Source organism: Streptomyces cavernae (genome assembly GCF_004023625.1).
Classification (GTDB): Bacteria; Actinomycetota; Actinomycetes; order Streptomycetales; family Streptomycetaceae; genus Streptomyces; species Streptomyces cavernae.
Window position 1 is genome coordinate 69,543 of record NZ_RPDJ01000011.1, and the last position, 15,412, is coordinate 84,954.

The 15,412-nt window shown below is 71.4% G+C and carries 15 protein-coding genes, 6 tRNA genes and 1 pseudogene; 13 read left to right on the forward strand and 9 right to left on the reverse strand.

From position 1 onward, the window contains the following. Positions 1 to 226: 226 nt before the first annotated feature. Together cobA and EF387_RS22180 are read left to right on the forward strand one after the other, a co-directional pair. Positions 227 to 1,459 (forward strand): uroporphyrinogen-III C-methyltransferase, encoded by a 1,233-nt coding sequence (gene cobA, locus EF387_RS22175; RefSeq protein ID WP_128378348.1) that lies wholly within the window; start codon positions 227 to 229, stop codon positions 1,457 to 1,459. A gap of 79 nt (positions 1,460 to 1,538) precedes the next feature. After that, complete coding sequence (locus EF387_RS22180; RefSeq protein WP_128378349.1) at positions 1,539 to 2,357, forward strand: TrmH family RNA methyltransferase; 819 nt, start codon at positions 1,539 to 1,541, stop codon at positions 2,355 to 2,357. Positions 2,358 to 2,673: 316 nt separating this feature from the next. On the opposite strand, the gene EF387_RS22185 is transcribed toward EF387_RS22180, so the two are convergent. After that, positions 2,674 to 4,038 carry a serine/threonine-protein kinase gene (locus EF387_RS22185; protein ID WP_162467193.1) on the reverse strand — a complete coding sequence of 455 codons (1,365 nt, stop codon included), beginning with the start codon at positions 4,036 to 4,038 and terminating at the stop codon, positions 2,674 to 2,676. A gap of 195 nt (positions 4,039 to 4,233) precedes the next feature. Between EF387_RS22185 and EF387_RS49460 the strand changes: the two genes are divergently transcribed. The 4 genes and pseudogenes from EF387_RS49460 (at position 4,234) to EF387_RS22210 (ending at position 7,109) form a co-directional block, all read left to right on the forward strand. Beyond that, positions 4,234 to 4,356, forward strand: coding sequence for a hypothetical protein (locus EF387_RS49460; protein WP_274388953.1), 123 nt, complete (start codon positions 4,234 to 4,236; stop codon positions 4,354 to 4,356). Between the two features lie 279 nt (positions 4,357 to 4,635). Continuing rightward, a complete protein-coding gene (locus EF387_RS22195) occupies positions 4,636 to 4,842 on the forward strand; it encodes a hypothetical protein (protein ID WP_128378351.1) in 207 nt (68 codons plus the stop codon). 1,112 nt (positions 4,843 to 5,954) lie between these two features. Next, a pseudogene (locus EF387_RS22205) lies at positions 5,955 to 6,746 on the forward strand (phosphotransferase); the annotation flags it as partial. A gap of 69 nt (positions 6,747 to 6,815) precedes the next feature. Continuing rightward, entirely contained in the window at positions 6,816 to 7,109 is a 294-nt protein-coding gene (locus tag EF387_RS22210; protein ID WP_128378352.1) for a TFIIB-type zinc ribbon-containing protein, read from the forward strand. Between the two features lie 75 nt (positions 7,110 to 7,184). Here the strand turns inward: EF387_RS22210 and EF387_RS22215 are convergent. The 5 genes from EF387_RS22215 to EF387_RS22235 form a co-directional block, all read right to left on the reverse strand. Further along, positions 7,185 to 7,256, reverse strand: a tRNA-Val gene (locus tag EF387_RS22215). A gap of 34 nt (positions 7,257 to 7,290) precedes the next feature. Then, a tRNA-Val gene (locus EF387_RS22220) sits at positions 7,291 to 7,362 on the reverse strand. Positions 7,363 to 7,414: 52 nt separating this feature from the next. Further along, positions 7,415 to 7,486: transfer RNA gene (locus tag EF387_RS22225), tRNA-Val, on the reverse strand. 1 nt (position 7,487) lies between these two features. Further along, positions 7,488 to 7,561 (reverse strand) — tRNA-Cys (locus EF387_RS22230). A gap of 39 nt (positions 7,562 to 7,600) precedes the next feature. Then, a tRNA-Gly gene (locus tag EF387_RS22235) sits at positions 7,601 to 7,673 on the reverse strand. 156 nt (positions 7,674 to 7,829) lie between these two features. Between EF387_RS22235 and EF387_RS22240 the strand changes: the two genes are divergently transcribed. The 3 genes from EF387_RS22240 to EF387_RS22250 all read left to right on the forward strand — a co-directional run bounded on the left by EF387_RS22240 (position 7,830) and on the right by EF387_RS22250 (position 10,709). Then, positions 7,830 to 8,978 carry a chorismate-binding protein gene (locus EF387_RS22240; protein WP_128378353.1) on the forward strand — a complete coding sequence of 383 codons (1,149 nt, stop codon included), beginning with the start codon at positions 7,830 to 7,832 and terminating at the stop codon, positions 8,976 to 8,978. Beyond that, a complete protein-coding gene (locus tag EF387_RS22245; RefSeq protein ID WP_128378354.1) occupies positions 8,975 to 9,796 on the forward strand; it encodes an aminotransferase class IV in 822 nt (273 codons plus the stop codon). Before EF387_RS22240 ends, EF387_RS22245 begins: the two co-directional genes overlap by 4 nt. A gap of 88 nt (positions 9,797 to 9,884) precedes the next feature. Then, positions 9,885 to 10,709, forward strand: coding sequence for a GNAT family N-acetyltransferase (locus tag EF387_RS22250; RefSeq protein ID WP_128378355.1), 825 nt, complete (start codon positions 9,885 to 9,887; stop codon positions 10,707 to 10,709). A gap of 86 nt (positions 10,710 to 10,795) precedes the next feature. Here the strand turns inward: EF387_RS22250 and EF387_RS22255 are convergent, their stop codons facing one another. After that, complete coding sequence (locus EF387_RS22255) at positions 10,796 to 11,302, reverse strand: DsbA family protein (protein ID WP_338058120.1); 507 nt, start codon at positions 11,300 to 11,302, stop codon at positions 10,796 to 10,798. A 204-nt stretch (positions 11,303 to 11,506) separates the two neighbouring features. Between EF387_RS22255 and EF387_RS22260 the strand changes: the two genes are divergently transcribed. Both EF387_RS22260 and EF387_RS47520 read left to right on the forward strand, forming a co-directional pair. Further along, positions 11,507 to 11,950, forward strand: a complete 444-nt coding sequence (locus EF387_RS22260; protein ID WP_128378357.1) for a hypothetical protein — start codon at positions 11,507 to 11,509, stop codon at positions 11,948 to 11,950. A 296-nt stretch (positions 11,951 to 12,246) separates the two neighbouring features. Then, positions 12,247 to 12,417, forward strand: coding sequence for a hypothetical protein (locus tag EF387_RS47520; RefSeq protein WP_202918345.1), 171 nt, complete (start codon positions 12,247 to 12,249; stop codon positions 12,415 to 12,417). A 41-nt stretch (positions 12,418 to 12,458) separates the two neighbouring features. Here the strand turns inward: EF387_RS47520 and EF387_RS22265 are convergent, their stop codons facing one another. Further along, positions 12,459 to 13,016, reverse strand: a complete 558-nt coding sequence (locus tag EF387_RS22265; protein WP_128378358.1) for a CGNR zinc finger domain-containing protein — start codon at positions 13,014 to 13,016, stop codon at positions 12,459 to 12,461. 423 nt (positions 13,017 to 13,439) lie between these two features. Next, complete coding sequence (locus EF387_RS22270; protein WP_128378359.1) at positions 13,440 to 13,853, reverse strand: SsgA family sporulation/cell division regulator; 414 nt, start codon at positions 13,851 to 13,853, stop codon at positions 13,440 to 13,442. Between the two features lie 191 nt (positions 13,854 to 14,044). On the opposite strand from EF387_RS22270, the gene EF387_RS22275 reads away from it, so the two are divergent. Both EF387_RS22275 and EF387_RS22280 read left to right on the forward strand, forming a co-directional pair. Continuing rightward, the gene (locus tag EF387_RS22275; protein ID WP_128378360.1) at positions 14,045 to 14,479 is read left to right on the forward strand and encodes a TIGR02611 family protein; all 435 of its coding nucleotides are present in this window, start codon (positions 14,045 to 14,047) and stop codon (positions 14,477 to 14,479) included. Between the two features lie 115 nt (positions 14,480 to 14,594). Beyond that, positions 14,595 to 14,666 (forward strand) — tRNA-Val (locus EF387_RS22280). The last annotated feature ends 746 nt before the right edge of the window (positions 14,667 to 15,412 follow it).

A 15,412-nucleotide genomic window follows, 5' to 3' on the forward strand; every position in this document is an offset into this window, starting at 1 on the left:
AGACGGGGTCACCCAGCAGTAGGAGACGGCGTCTCGAAGAAGTAGACGGCGTCACCTAATCGCAGGCGGCGTCACCAGGAAGGCGGGCGGCGTCACCGTGAGGCAAGTGGGGCCGTGGGCGTGGGGGCCGGGGCGCCCCCATACCCCCGCCCCATAAAATGCCCACGTCAGGGCCGCTCCGAAGCCGCAGCGCCCACCGCCCGCCTGGACGAGGAGCCGCACCTTCATGGCCGAACACCCTGCCTACCCCGTAGGCCTCCGCCTCTCCGGCCGCACCGTGGTCGTCCTCGGCGGCGGCCAGGTCGCCCAGCGCCGCCTCCCCGCGCTCATCGCGGCGGGCGCGGACATCCTCCTCGTCTCGCCCGAGGCGACCCCCTCCGTCGAGGCCATGGCGGACGCCGGCGAGATCACCTGGGCGAAGCGCCGCTACGAGGACGGCGACCTCGCGGACGCCTGGTACGCCCTGATCGCCACCAGCGACCCCGAGGCGAACACCGCCGCCTCCGCCGAAGCGGAGCGCCACCGCGTCTGGTGCGTCCGCTCCGACGATGCCGACGCCGCGACGGCCTGGACCCCGGCGACGGGCCACAGCGAGGGCGTCACGGTGGCCGTGCTCACCACCAGCGCGCGCGGCCGCGACCCGCGCCACACCGCCGCGATCCGTGACGCCGTGGTCGAGGGCCTGCGCGACGGAACCCTCGTCGCCCCCCACCACCGCACCCGCACCGCGGGCGTCGCCCTGGTCGGCGGCGGCCCCGGCGATCCCGATCTGATCACGGTCCGCGGCCGCCGCCTCCTCGCCGAGGCCGACGTCGTCATCGCGGACCGGCTCGGCCCGCGCGACCTGCTCGCCGAACTGCCGCCGCACGTCGAGGTCATCGACGCGGCGAAGATCCCGTACGGACGTTTCATGGCGCAGGAAGCCATCAACAACGCCCTCATCGAACACGCGAAGCAGGGCAAGTCCGTGGTCCGGCTGAAGGGCGGCGACCCCTTCGTCTTCGGCCGCGGCATGGAAGAGGCCCAGGCCCTCGCCGAAGCGGGCATCCCGTGCACGGTGGTCCCCGGCATCTCGAGCTCGATCTCCGTCCCGGGCGCGGCCGGAATTCCGGTCACCCACCGGGGCGTCGCCCACGAGTTCACCGTCGTCAGCGGTCATGTCGCCCCTGACGACGAGCGTTCGTTGGTCGACTGGCCGGCGCTCGCCAAGCTGCGCGGCACGCTGGTGATCCTGATGGGAGTCGACAAGATCGGGAAGATCGCCGAAACCCTGATGGCCCACGGCAAGGCCCCCGACACCCCGGTCGCCCTCGTCCAGGAGGGCACGACGGCCGCCCAGCGCCGCGTGGACGCCACCCTCGCGACGGTGGCCGACGCCGTGCGCGCCGAGGACGTGAAGCCCCCGGCGGTCATCGTGATCGGCGAAGTGGTCGACGTGGGCGTACCCCAGGGCTCCTGACAGCCGCAGAAGTAACCCGGGGTAACCCAACCCCGTCAAAGCCGTTGGCACCGCCCCCAGGACAAGGCAGTATCACTCTGTGGCCGACCTCATCACCGTTGAGAACCCCGACGATCCGCGCCTGCGCGACTACACCGGCCTGACCGACGTGGAACTGCGCCGCAAGCGCGAGCCCGCCGAGGGGCTGTTCATCGCCGAGGGCGAGAAGGTCATCAGACGGGCGAAGGACGCCGGATACGAGATGCGTTCCATGCTGCTCTCCGCCAAGTGGGTCGACGTCATGCGCGACGTCATCGACGAACTCCCCGCCCCCGTCTACGCGGTCAGCCCGGAACTCGCCGAGCAGGTCACCGGTTACCACGTACACCGCGGCGCGCTCGCCTCCATGCAGCGCAAGCCGCTGCCCACCCCGGACGAACTGCTCAGGCCCGCGCGCCGGGTGGTCGTCATGGAGTCGGTCAACGACCACACCAACATCGGCGCGATCTTCCGCAGCGCCGCCGCACTCGGCATGGACGCGGTGCTGCTCTCACCGGACTGCGCGGACCCGCTCTACCGCCGCTCGGTGAAGGTCTCGATGGGAGCGGTCTTCTCGGTCCCGTACGCCCGCCTCGAAACCTGGCCCAAGGGCCTCGAGTCGGTCCGCGAGGCCGGGTTCACCCTGCTCGCGCTCACCCCCGACGAGAAGGCGAAGACCCTCGACGAGACGGCCCCGCACAAGATGGACCGGGTCGCGCTGATGCTCGGCGCGGAGGGCGACGGCCTGTCCACCCAGGCCCTGGTCGCGGCGGACGAATGGGTCCGCATCCCGATGGCCCACGGGGTCGACTCGCTCAACGTCGGCGCGGCGGCGGCGGTGGCGTTCTACGCGGTGGCGACGGGCAGGCCGCAGAGCTGAGCTGCGCCGTGGAGGCTGTGGCGCCTCGGCCGCGGGGGCTGACTGCGCCCTGGAGGCTGTGGCGCCTCGGCCGCGGGGGCTGACTGCGCCCTGGAGGCTGGGGGCGCCTCGGCCGCGGGGCTGAGCTGCGCCATAAGAGCCGGGGACGCCTTGGCTGTACCCCGTAAGGCCTGGCGTCGTAAGGCCTGGCGCCCCTGGCTCGGGGCTGTGTCGACCCGCTTGCTCGCCGCGCGATCCGGCCGCGTCCGGCGCGGGCGCGATCAACCACGGACGACCGCAGCAGCACACGCTCGTCACGGCCCCGAGATCTCCGCGGCTACTCCAGGGACAGCTGCTGAACGACATCCCTGCCGTCAGGCAGCCGCGACGATCCGTTGGCGGGCCCCTGGCACCCCTGGGCCGCCGCGATACCCAGCGCCACCAGCAGCGTCACCACCACGAACACGAAGAGGCGCTGCCGCAGCAGCCGGGGATTGGCGGGGCGGCGCCCCGCCCCCGTGGGCCGCGGCGCCGGGCGCCCCGAACCGCTGCGCGGAGCCGGCCGGCCCCCCGACGAGCGCGGCGGCGCGGGCCGGGACCCCGACCGGGCCGATGCGCCGCTACGGGGCGCAGGAGTGCCGCTACGGGACGCCGGGGTGCCGCTACGGGATGCCGGGGTGCCGTTGCGCGGTGCCGGGGTGCCCCGAGTACTGCGCTGGGTGCGCTGAGCTCCCTTGGAGCCTTGGGTGCCCTGGCCGCCCTGGGTGCCCGGGGCGGCGCCCTGGGCCCCTTGGTCGTCGTAACGCTCCATACGGCCCGTGGGCCGGTCGGCCTCCAGCGAGCGCGGCGCGGGCGGACGCGGTGCGCCGAGCCCCTGTGCCTCCCGGGCCGCGATCTCCTTGAGGCGCATGGAGAGCTGCAGCGTGCTGGGCCGTTCCTCGGGGTCCTTCGCCAGGCAGGCGCGGACCAGCGGGGCGAGCGCGTCCGGTACACCGCGCAGCTGCGGCTCCTCGTGGACCACCCGGTAGAGCATCACCTCGGAACTGCCGTGTCCGAAGGGCGAGTCGGCGGTCGCCGCGTACGCGAGCGTGGCGCCGAGCGCGAACACGTCCGTGGCCGGGGTGACGGTGGCTCCCCGTACCTGCTCGGGCGCCAGGAAGCCGGGTGACCCGACGGCGGTGCCGACATGGGTGAGCGTGGAGGCCCCGGTGGCCCAGGCGATGCCGAAGTCGATGATCCGCGGACCCTTCGGGGACAGCAGGATGTTCGACGGCTTCAGGTCCCGGTGGACGACACCCGCCTCGTGCACCGCGACCAGCCCCTCGGCGAGCGCGGACCCGATCGCGGCGACCTCGGTGGCCGCCAGCGTGCCGTCCTCGGCGACCTTGTCGTGCAGCGAGGGCCCGGGCACGTACTGCGTGGCGAACCACGGGCGCTCCGCCTCCAGATCGGCGGCCACGAGCCGTGCCGTGCACCCGCCCCGGATCCGCCTGGCCGCCGAGACCTCCCGCGCGAACCGCGACCGGAACTCCTGATCCTCCGCCAGATCCGGCCGGATCACCTTGAGCGCGACCCGCTGGCCCCGCTTGTCGGATCCCAGGTAGACAACGCCCATCCCACCCTGGCCGAGTCGTCGGTGAAGCTTGAACGAGCCGACGACACGCGGGTCCTCGCGCCGCAGGCGCATCATCGCCATGTCCATCCCCGCTGCCCGGTCCGTGTGACGAGCCACAGCTTACGTTTCCACGGCCGGGCGCGCGCAGAGGCCGCGCCCTCAGGTACCCATCGATTGTCAGTGCCCGGTGCCAAAATTGAAAGGAGGTCAGGGGCTCGCGGATGCAGGCCATTTGCTGTCGTGGGGGTGCCCAACCGCCCGCCGTAGAAGGGGGATTGGATCGTGAGGCGTGATCGCGCCGAGTTCGCCGTGGTCACGGGGGACAGGACACGCACCTACGAGGTGATCGCGAGCCGGCCGCCCGCCGCGTGGCGACGGCGGTCCGTACTGGAGTGGTGGAAGTGAGCGAAGTCACTCGGCGGGGGTCCCTGTCGGGGCAAGCCGGGCGTCCCTTCCGGGAAGACCCCGAGACCTAGGACTTCGTCTCCACCCAGGGGAGTACACGGCGTGCGATCGGTCATCCTCGGGGAGGCCCGGCAATCGGTACGAGGGCATGACGACCGGCGCGGGTCCCGCGCCTAGATTTGATGTCAAGCGGCGGGTGCAGCACTCGTCCCCCGAGGTCAGACACTCGCCGCTCCCACAACATCAGATTTTTTCGGAAGAACGGTCGGGAGAGGGACCATGGCGGACACGGCACCGCGGACGATGATCCGCACACGAGGACGCAGGGCGTACGCCGCGTTCGGTACCCGCCGGTCCGGTCAGCGCCACCCGCTGGTGGCCACGGCCATGGTGCTTCCCCTGGCGACCCTGCTGATAGCCGTCTTCGGCGGCTGGGACGCGGTGGTCACACAAGCGTCGTCCGTGGGCGTGATGCTGGGGCGCTGAGCGGCGACCCCAGGCCCGGAAGAGCGGTCCGGGCGGGGACATCCGGCCATGAAACCCCGTGGGGACGGGGGTGCGGCGGACGGCACAAACGCTCGCGCAGCTGGGGAGCTGCGCGAGCGTTTACTTTTGTGCCCGGCCCGCGGTGTGCCAGCGCCCGCCGCGTACGCTCACTCGGACGTCCGGCTTCGTCTGGGGGACCCATGACCGCACACGTGCTGCCCGCACTCACCGCCCGGGCCCGGCGCGCGGCGCACCCCGACGACGCACCCTGCGGCTGCCCCGCCCAGAACGGCACCCTCGCCGACCGCACCGACGGAACGGTGGTCCGCCACGGCGACACGGTGGCCAAGGCCCACGGCCCCGACAGCGACCACGAGGAACTGGCACTGCGGCTCGCGGTGGCGGTGTGCCTGGGCACGGAGGCGGCGCAGCGTCCGGACAACCCGCCACTCCCGAGGGAGACCGGCCCCGCCGTCACCCACCTCGTACCCGGGACCGCCTCGCCCGGCTCCGCCTCGCAGGTGGGCGCACCCTCCATCGCCGCCGACGCCGCCGCTGACACCGTCGGTGCGGTTTCGGTTTCGCCGAACGGCGCGACGCCGACCGGCCCCGGCACCACCCGACCGAACGACGCGTCCTCGCCCGCCCCAGGAGTCGCCCCACCGGCCGGGCCCCGGGACGGATCCACGCCCCCAGCGGCGGGTCCCGGACCCCTCGCGGCGGGACCTACGGTTCCTGCGGCGGGCCCCAAGGTTTCTCCGACGGGTCCCGGGCCCCTTGCGGCGGGTTCTGCGGTTCCTGCGGCGCGTCCGGCGCCCCTTGCGGAGGGCCTTACGGTCCCTGCGGCGGGTCCCACGGTTTCTCCGGGGGGTCTCACGCTTCCTCCTGCGGGTCCCACGTACTCCCGGGCGGATCCCGCCCCTCCTCCTGCGGGTCGCACGGTCTCCCCGGCGGATCCCGCCCCTCCTCCTGCGGGTCGCACGGTCTCCCCGGCGGATCCCGCCCCTCCTCCTGCGGGTCCCACGGTCTCCCCGGCGGATCCCGCCCCTCCTCCTGCGGGTCCCACGGTCTCCCCGGCGGATCCCGCCCCTCCTCCGACGACCCCGACGCCCCCGCCGGGAAACCCAACCCCGCCGGCCACCCTCGTACACCCTTCCCCCCGCGCCATCTTCCTCCCGCCCCTCCACCCCACCCTGGCCGATCTCCATGGGCGCCCGGTCACCTTCTGGCCCTACGGCTCTCCGGTCGACCGTGACGACCCCGAGGCCGCTCCCTGGGAGGCCGCCGGGGAGCTGGTCGCCCGGTTGCACCGGGTGCCGGTCGGCGAGCTGCCCTCCGCGCCGGCGCGGCTGCCGACGATGCGGGGGCCGCTGAAGGCGGCGCGGGCCGTCGCACGGTTGCGTGCGGTGGGAGCGCACCCCGCAGCGGTGCCGGTGCTGCAGGCCTGGGAGGTGCTGCCCGCCTGGGCGCGCGCCGAGGCCCCGATGCCGTACGCGGACACCCTCTGCCACGGCGATCTGCACCTCGGCCAACTCGTGAGGTACCCCGCACGAACCGGGCCCTGGCTGCTCATCGACATCGACGACCTGGGGCTCGGCGTCCCCGCGTGGGATCTCGCGCGCCCCGCCGCCTGGTTCGCCTGCGGTCTGCTCCCGCCCGACGAATGGCTCCGCTTCCTCACCGCCTACCAGCGTTCCGGCGGCCCGGCCGTGCCCGCGGACGGCGACCCCTGGCCCGCCCTGGACGTCCCGGCCCGTGCGCTGACGGTGCAGACCGCGGCCCTGGCCATAGCCAAGTCGGTGACCGCGGGCCGTGACCTGGACGAAGTCGAACAGGCCGTGATCGACACGTGTGACCGAATGGGCACCATCCCGCCCCAGTTGACGCGGACTTTCCCGAAGTAAGGTGCAACCGACCATGTGCCGGGCAGTGTCTGTCCTGGCGTAGCCACCGACCGGCGAGGAGAGCCGACCATGCAGTGTCCGAAGTGCCATGCGCCGATGCACACGTACAACCGCAACGGCGTCCAAATCGAGCAGTGCAGCGGCTGTCGCGGCATCTTCCTCGACTACGGCGAGCTGGAGGCGCTCACCCGTCTCGAGTCCCAGTATTCGCAGCATGTTCCGCCGCCGCCGGCCCCGCCGGCCTACCCCGCGGCGCCGGCGCCCGCCTGGGGCGCCCCGCACCACGGCGGCGGTCACCACGGGGGCCATCACGGTGGTCACCACCGCCACCAGAGCTTCGGCCACATGCTGTTCTCCAGCTGAGCCGCGCACTGCCGCCGAAGCGCGCACACGAAGAAGCCCCCGGCCGTATGGAGACGGCCGGGGGCTTCCGGTGTGTGGACGATACTGGGATTGAACCAGTGACCTCTTCCGTGTCAGGGAAGCGCTCTCCCGCTGAGCTAATCGTCCTCGGGACCACGACCCGAGGGGCGTGGGCGGTACGTGCGCGATACTGGGATTGAACCAGTGACCTCTTCCGTGTCAGGGAAGCGCTCTCCCGCTGAGCTAATCGCGCGAGACGAAGCCCGGCGGCCCGTGAGCAGTGCTCCGGATCCCCCCGGCCTCAGTGGACGATACTGGGATTGAACCAGTGACCTCTTCCGTGTCAGGGAAGCGCTCTCCCGCTGAGCTAATCGTCCTTGGAGGTGGAGACGGGATTTGAACCCGTGTAGACGGCTTTGCAGGCCGTTGCCTCGCCTCTCGGCCACTCCACCAAGGAGCTTGCGGGGGTTCGGGAAGATCCCCCACGTCCGAGCGGACGACCAGGTTCGAACTGGCGACCTCAACCTTGGCAAGGTTGCGCTCTACCAACTGAGCTACGTCCGCTTGTCGTTTCCGCTTCGCTTACGCGTCGCGGCGACGTGTTGAACTCTAGCGGATTCCGGTGCCAGTACAAAAACGCGTTTGTGCAGCGTGCTGCCCTGCGTGCGGTCCAGGACACACTTCGGGCACCCGCCGGTGACCCGCCCTACACTCGGCTCCGTGCCCGACTTCCCAGCTCTCGCCCGTTTCGGCGGTCGTCTCGCGACCGGCCTCCTCGACGTCACGGACGATCCGGCGGCCCTCGACTCCGAGGGATTCTGGGCCGTCGCCGCCGACTTCGAGGGCCGCCTGGTATGCGCCCGCTTCGGCGAGATCCGCTCCGCGCCGACGCCCCTTCCCGCGGGCAACGGCACCGGTGTCCGAGGCCCTGCGGGTGTCAGCGGCGGTTCCGGTCTCGGTCTCGGTGGCGGTGGCGGTGGCGGGACCGCGGGGCGCTGGCGCGGACCCGCGGTCGGCGACTGGACGTCCTCCCTCGATCGCGCTGCGTACACATCGGGTGTACGGCGGATCCGTGGGCACATCGCGGCGGGGGACGTCTACCAGGCCAACCTCTGTCGAGTGCTCTCCGCGCCGATCGGCCCCGACGCCGACGTGGACGCCCTGACCGCACTGCTCGCCCGCGGCAACCCGGCTCCGTACGCAGGAACGATTCGCCTGCCGCAGCACGGTGTCGAGATCGCCACCGCGTCCCCGGAACTCTTCCTGCGCCGCACGGGCCGTACCGTCGAGTCGGGCCCCATCAAGGGCACCGGGCGCACCGAGGCCGACCTCCTGGAGAAGGACCACGCCGAGAACGTGATGATCGTGGACCTGGTCCGCAACGACATCGGCCGGGTCTGCGCCACCGGAACCGTAACGGTGCCCGAGTTGTGCGTGGTGGAGAAGCACCCGGGCCTGGTCCACCTCGTCTCCACGGTCCGCGGTGAACTCTTCGAGGGCGCGGGCTGGCCCGAACTGCTCGCCGCGGCCTTTCCCCCGGGCTCCGTCACCGGCGCCCCCAAGTCCAGCGCGCTGCGCATCATCCAGGCCCTGGAGACCGCGCCCCGGGGCCCGTACTGCGGCGGCATCGGCTGGGTCGACGCCGACCGGGGCACCGGCGAGCTGGCCGTCGGCATCCGCACGTTCTGGATTGACCGGACCGCCCGGGGCGCGGCCGTCCTGCGTTTCGGTACCGGCGCAGGCATCACCTGGGGCTCGGACCCGGAGCAGGAGTGGCTGGAGACCGAACTGAAGGCCGCCCGGCTGCTCGCGGTAGCGTCGGGGGAGTACAAGGGGGAGCAGGACGCGAGTGGAGGGACCGTTACGTGAAGATCTGGCTCGACGGCGGGTTGCAGGAGCTGGACTCCGCCCGCGTCTCCGTCCTCGACCACGGGCTGACCGTGGGTGATGGCGTCTTCGAGACGGTGAAGGCGGTCGAGGGACGGCCGTTCGCGCTGACCCGCCACCTGGAGCGGCTGGCACGCTCGGCGCGCGGTCTGGGGTTGCCCGAGCCGGACCTGGACGAGGTGCGCCGCGCCTGCACCGCCGTCCTGGAGGCCGGCCCCGTGGCGCTCGGCCGGTTGCGGATCACCTACACCGGAGGCATCTCGCCGCTCGGCTCGGACCGCGGCGACCACGGTCCGACCCTGGTCGTCGCGGTCGGTGAGACCACCCGGCGCCCCGACTCCACCGCCGTGATCACGGTTCCCTGGACCCGCAACGAGCGGGGCGCGCTCGCCGGACTGAAGACCACCTCGTACGCCGAGAACGTGGTGGCCCTCGCCCGCGCCCATGAACAGGGCGCTTCCGAGGCGCTGTTCGGGAACACCGTCGGCCGGCTGTGCGAGGGCACGGGATCGAACGTCTTCGTCGTCCTCGACGGCGAGATCCACACGCCTCCGCTCGACTCCGGCTGCCTCGCGGGCATCACCCGCGCCCTCACCGTCGAGTGGACGGGCGCGCAGGAGACCGACCTGCCTCTGGACGTCCTGGACCGGGCCGACGAGATCTTCCTGACCTCCACCCTGCGCGACATCCAGGCCGTACACCGGGTGGACGGCCGTGATCTGGCGGACGCGCCGGGCCCGGTGACCGCCAAGGCGATGCGGGTCTTCGGCGAGCGGTCCGGGAACGACCTCGATCCCTGACCGCCGACTCCCAGCGACGTGGCGAAGATCCAAAAATGCCTTGCGAACCAGGCAGACGCGGCACTGTCCAGGGGGTAGAAACACCCTGATGACCACGACCCTGCGGCCGATCGAGCCGCTCCAGCGGGCGGCGGACGGTACGCGTTCACGCCGCTACCAGGTGTGCGTGAACAGCCGTCCGGCGGGTGTCATACACCTCGGTACGCACCCCGTCTTCGGTGACTCCACCGCCCGGATCCTGGACCTCCGCATCGGGGAGCCGGACCGCCGGCGCGGCCGCGGCACGGTGGCCGCGCTCGCCGCGGAGGAGGTGGCTCGGGGCTGGGGCTGCCGCCGGATCGAGACGTCCGTCCCCGCCGAGGCGGAGGCGGCACTGAGGCTGGCGACGGCGCTGGGCTACGTACTGGGCAGCCGCGGCATGGTGAAGACCCTGGGCGACATTCCGCCGGAACTGCCCGCGGGGAGCCGGAGCCGGCCCATGACCCGGGCCGAGTTCGACCCCTGGCTGGCACACAGTGTGGAGGCCTACGCGCAGGACTGGGTCAACTGCGCTGTACCGGAGGCGGACGCCCGCACCAAATCCGAGCGGGACTACGCCAGTCTGCTGCCGGAAGGCCTCGCCACCGCGGGCGTCACACTCAGTGTCCTGGAACACGAGGGCACCCCGGTCGGCACGCTCCAACTGGGTTCCCACGACGGCATGGCCTTCGTCCACGACGTGGAGACCGACGCCCGGTACCGCGGGCGGGGCCACGGCCGCTCCTTGATGCTGCTGGCGGAGGCCCAGGCCATCACCGCCGGCAGCGCGGCCATCGCCCTCAACGTCTTCGCGGGCAACACCCCGGCCGAACGTCTCTACGAGTCACTCGGATACGAGACGACGATCCGGCACCTGTACAAGCCCCTGCTCTGAGCACGGCGCGGCCGGTGCCGCCCAGCGGTCACCCCCGGCGGCACCCTCCTGCTGATCACGCTCTCCGTGGTCACCTTCCCCCTTGGTCATCCTCCCTGTGCGACGAGCAGCCCGTCGACGATCTCCTCGATGCGCGCCCGCAGCCCCTCCTGGCTCTTGCCGCCGTCGAGTCGCTCACCGCCGATGACATACGTCGGGGTGCCCGTCACACCGATCGCCTTGCCCTCCGCCTGGTCGGCGTCGACGATCAGGATGTGCCGGCCGTCGATCAGGGCGGTGTCGAACTCCTCTGCGTCCAGCCCGAGTTCACGGGCCACCTCGACCAGGAAGGGTTCTCCCTTACGGGACAGTTCCTCCACCCTGCCGAGCACCGCCTCGACGTACGCCCAGCCCTGCCCCTGCTCAGCGGCCTCCTCGGCGGCCTGCGCCGCGGCGAAGGAGTGCCGGTGCTTGTCGAGCGGGAAGTGACGCAGCCGGAGTTCGAGCCGGTCGCCGTAGCGGGCGCGCAGCGCCCGGAGGTCGTCGAGCGCCTCGCGGCAGTCGGGGCACTGCAGTTCGCACCAGACGTCGAGTACAGGGGAAGGATTGCTCATGCGGACAGTCTCCCAGCCCATTGGCGGTGACCCGGAATCGGACCCGGAATCGGACCCGGACCCGGACCGGCACCGTGGAAGGAGCCTTACCCGGATATGTCCCTGAGGTCCTGCCGGAGCGTGGCATACCGGGCCCCGAGAGGTGCACGATGGAGGGGACCGGCGCTCGCGTCGTACGACCGCCCTACGCCCTGGAGGACCGGGATGATTGCCGAGACCGTCTGTTCCGCCGTCTCCGCGGCAGGCCTGGGCATCGCCGCGGTCACGGCCTATCGGAAGCGGTTCCTTCGCGCGGCCCGCATCGCCGCCTATTCCCTCGTCCCGCTCGGTCTGGTGATGACGGGAGTCGTCGAGTGGCTGGCGGACACCGCGTTCAGCCCCGTGGCCTGGGCGGGCTTCGGCGTGCTGGGCGTGTCCTGGCTGCTGTTCGTGACGACGCGCGCGGTCGAGCGGCGCGGCGGCGGAACGCGCAAGGAACGCAAGGCCGCGCGAGCCGCGCAGCAAGACGCGGTGGCTCCCTCGGCGTCGGCACCCTCACTGGGCCCGGCCACCCACCCGGTGGCCCGCCCCGCGGCGAAGCCGCGCGCCACGGAGCCCGCCGACGACTTCAGCGACATCGAGGCCATCCTCAAAAAGCACGGGATATGACCCGGGTGGCTCCGGCGTGACCGAATTGAGTTCGGTCACGGTGGCCCTCGTCCATTTCCCCGTTCACGGAATGGAATCCTCGCCATCCCCGTTTCGGGAAGCCGGAACACGCCTCGATTGAAACGTCACAGGAGATCGCGATCGGAGCGACACGGACGATAACGACACACAGGATCAATGCTCGCAACAGAAGCGATCACGATCGCTCCGACCAGTCACGGGTATTGCTGAACTCCCGGCCAATTCGGGCGTGTTGATCGCGGCGAGGGTACTCGCTGCGCCATCATCGCCGCGAGATGCTCGACACGACACAGAGCGACTCCGCGCCAACGCCCGACGAGCGCTTCGCGCCCGACGAGCGACGCGGTTGTCTCTTCGCACTGTCCCAGCCGCCGCTGATGATCTTCCTGGCGGTGATCGGCTGTCTGCTGCTCATGGCTTCGCTGCACGACCTGCTGCTGCTTTGAGCCGTACACGGAGCCCGAGGCGTCACCCGCCCAGGGCTCCGTCAGCCGGCGGCTTCCTTGCGCCGGGCCCGGTAGGCGGCGACATGCAACCGGTTTCCGCAGGTACGGCTGTCGCAGTAGCGACGGGAGCGGTTGCGGGAGAGATCGACGAAGGCACGGCGGCAGTCGGGCGCCTCACAACGGCGCAGCCGCTCGCGCTCGCCCGCCACCACGAAGAAGGCCAGGGCCATTCCGCAGTCGGCCGCGAGATGATCGGCGACGGAGGCGCCGGGCGCGAAGTAGTGGACGTGCCAGTCGTAGCCGTCGTGATCGGTCAGCCGGGGAGTGGTCCCGGCAGCGGCGACCAGCTCGTTGATCACCGCCGCGGCACTGGGGGCGTCCGGGGCGGCGAAGACCGTGGCGAACCGGGCCCGGATCCGGCGAACCTCGGCGAGGTCGTGCTCCGTGAGTACCCCGACGTCGCTGATCTCGTGGTTCCGCACGAAGTCGTGCAGGGCGGCGACATCCGCGAGCCCGTCGGAGGTGTCGTCCTCCGGCGCGGTGTTCACCAGATCGACCACGGTGTCGAGGGCGCACCGGGTGTCATGGGTGATCAGCACGTTTCGCTCCCTGGCCTGGGGGTCGGGCCGACGCCCGCCGATGCTGGCCGAGCCTAGCGGCTCCGCGCCGTGGGGGACCCGGAGCCGGCCGCGTCCGCCGCCGGCTCCGGGCGGACTGCCGCCGGAAGTGGCCGGGACGTGGCCGGAACCCATCGCCGGCACGGCAGGAGCGCACCTGCCGTGGCGCGACGGCAGGGAGGCCGGCCCGCTCCTGCGCCTCGGGCGGGCGCCGTGTGTGGGACGTGGACGCAGAGTCGGTGGGACATGGTCGCGCGGAGTGGGGCGCGGCCGGGCATACGTCGGCGCCCTCACCGCGGAAGGCCTCGCGGTGACGGCGCCGATGTTTACCGTATGCGGTTGTCCAGGCCCGAGCCGTCTCCCCGAGTGGACGGCGCCGGGCTGCTCGGTGGGGGTCGTCTCGCCTCAGCTTTCCGCCAGGATGTGCGAGAGCTCCGTGTCGAGGTCGAAGTGGCGGTGTTCGGTACCGGGCGGCACGGCAGCGTCCGTGCGTCGCAGGAACGATTCCAGGGCCCGCGCGGGGGCCTCCAGCAGGGCCTCGCCCTCAGGAGAGCTCAGGGCGATGCAGACGACGCCCTGACCGTGGCTGCGGGACGGCCAGACGCGGACGTCGCCGGTGCCGGTGGGCCGGTGCAGGCCTTCCGCGAGGAGGTCGCGGGCGAACACCCACTCGACGGTCTCCTCGGCTCCGGTGTGGAACGTGGCGTGCACGGCGTAGGGGTCGGCCGTGTCGTACCGGAGTCCCGCGGGAACAGGCAGTGAAGACTCGCTGGACACAACAAGGCGCAGGTGCAGCTCACAGCTCACCGTGGTGTTCATAAGCGCCAGGGCCTTTCGCTCGGTGTGCGCTCGGGGATTCGCACGTCAGCGAAATCGACATGCCACCTACGGTGCCGTTGTAAACCCCTCTGCGCGTTTTGCATGTGTTTACGTAACTCATCCGGACCAGTATTCGTTCGCCGGGTACGACCATTTCGGTCACCGGTACGTTTCAGGTAGGGTTTGGCCGTATGAATACGGGGAGTGACGAATCGGGGGAGGTCGCGGCGGTGACCGACGAACCGAAGTCGGAGCCGCCGCTCGGCTCGCGTGCGCCGGAATTCATCAAGGCCCGCCGGGCGCTTCACCTCAGCTGGCAGGTGGGCGTCTTCGTGGTGGGCCTCGCGGTCGTCGTGGCCGGAGTGATCATGCTGCCGCTGCCCGGCCCCGGCTGGCTGGTGATCTTCGGCGGCATGGCGCTCTGGGCCACCGAGTTCGTCTGGGCACAGTTGGTGCTGCGCTGGACCAAACGGAAAGTGACCGAGGCGACACAGCGGGCGCTCGACCCCAAGGTGCGGCGCCGCAACATCATTCTGACCTCGGTCGGACTGGTGATCATCGGCGTACTGCTCACCATTTACTTCTGGAAATTCGGCTTCGCGATGCCCTGGAAGATCAAGGAGTGAAGCCCGTCCGGCAAGCAGGCGCCATGGGCCGCACGGCGCGGCCCGTTGGCCCCGGCGTCGCCTCTGGTGCGGGTCGGAGCACCCCGTGACATGGGGTAATGTTCTCTGTGCGCCCGGGCGATTAGCTCAGTGGGAGAGCGCTTCGTTCACACCGAAGAGGTCACTGGTTCGAACCCAGTATCGCCCTCGCCGTTTCTTGGCCACGTGAATCCGTGTGGCTCCTTGTGGCTTGTGGCTCCGCATGCTGGGTGGTGCTCCAGGTCGCTTCTCGCGGGAGTCGGCCGGGTCGTCGGCCCCGGCTCCGGCCCCTGCACGGTCGATGGGGGCACCGGGACCCGTGAGGCCCCCGTACGGCCGTCCATCCCGGCGCTCTGAAGCCGTCACATCGACGCAGCCTCGTGAACCGCACCTTTTGCGACCGGCATCGTTCGGCGACCGGCATCTTTCGATGACCGGCATCGCTCGACCGGGCATTGTTCGGCGACCTGTGCCGTTCAGCCGGCACCGTTCGACCTGGCACCGTGCGACCGGTGCCACTCGACGACTGGGCACCCTCCAACCATCGTTCCGACCCCGTGGTCGCCACGCCCCGCCCTCCGAAGGCTCCGCCCGCCGAAGGCCGTCTCCGGCCGCCCTCCAGGGGCGCCTCTCGAAGACCGGTCCCAACGTCGCGGGCCGGTCGCCAACGCCGGACCCACTCGCCACAACCACCCGGGCCACATTCCCAGCCCACCTCCCCAGGCCACCCGCCCAGTCCACCTTTTCTTCCCAACCGACCCAGCCCACCACCAGGCCGCTGACCACCACCATCCCGTTCGACCCCTCGATCACATCCACCCCACCTGCACCGCGAGTCCCTCACAGCCACCCAAGCCACACCAGTCCCGGACCGGAACGCTCAACTCCGCCGGTCGGCGACGTCAAACCGCGCCT

What these genes read in the sequence shown, in the direction of transcription:
- cobA (WP_128378348.1), top strand. Translation starts at nt 227, where the DNA reads ATGGCCGAACACCCTGCCTACCCCGTAGGCCTCCGCCTCTCCGGCCGC.
- EF387_RS22210 (WP_128378352.1), top strand. Translation starts at nt 6,816, where the DNA reads ATGCAGTGTCCGAAGTGCCATGCGCCGATGCACACGTACAACCGCAAC.
- EF387_RS47520 (WP_202918345.1), top strand. Translation starts at nt 12,247, where the DNA reads ATGCTCGACACGACACAGAGCGACTCCGCGCCAACGCCCGACGAGCGC.
- EF387_RS22275 (WP_128378360.1), top strand. Translation starts at nt 14,045, where the DNA reads ATGAATACGGGGAGTGACGAATCGGGGGAGGTCGCGGCGGTGACCGAC.
- EF387_RS22260 (WP_128378357.1), top strand. Translation starts at nt 11,507, where the DNA reads ATGATTGCCGAGACCGTCTGTTCCGCCGTCTCCGCGGCAGGCCTGGGC.
- EF387_RS22255 (WP_338058120.1), bottom strand. Translation starts at nt 11,302, where the DNA reads ATGAGCAATCCTTCCCCTGTACTCGACGTCTGGTGCGAACTGCAGTGC.
- EF387_RS22185 (WP_162467193.1), bottom strand. Translation starts at nt 4,038, where the DNA reads ATGGACATGGCGATGATGCGCCTGCGGCGCGAGGACCCGCGTGTCGTC.
- EF387_RS22195 (WP_128378351.1), top strand. Translation starts at nt 4,636, where the DNA reads ATGGCGGACACGGCACCGCGGACGATGATCCGCACACGAGGACGCAGG.
- EF387_RS22270 (WP_128378359.1), bottom strand. Translation starts at nt 13,853, where the DNA reads ATGAACACCACGGTGAGCTGTGAGCTGCACCTGCGCCTTGTTGTGTCC.
- EF387_RS22250 (WP_128378355.1), top strand. Translation starts at nt 9,885, where the DNA reads ATGACCACGACCCTGCGGCCGATCGAGCCGCTCCAGCGGGCGGCGGAC.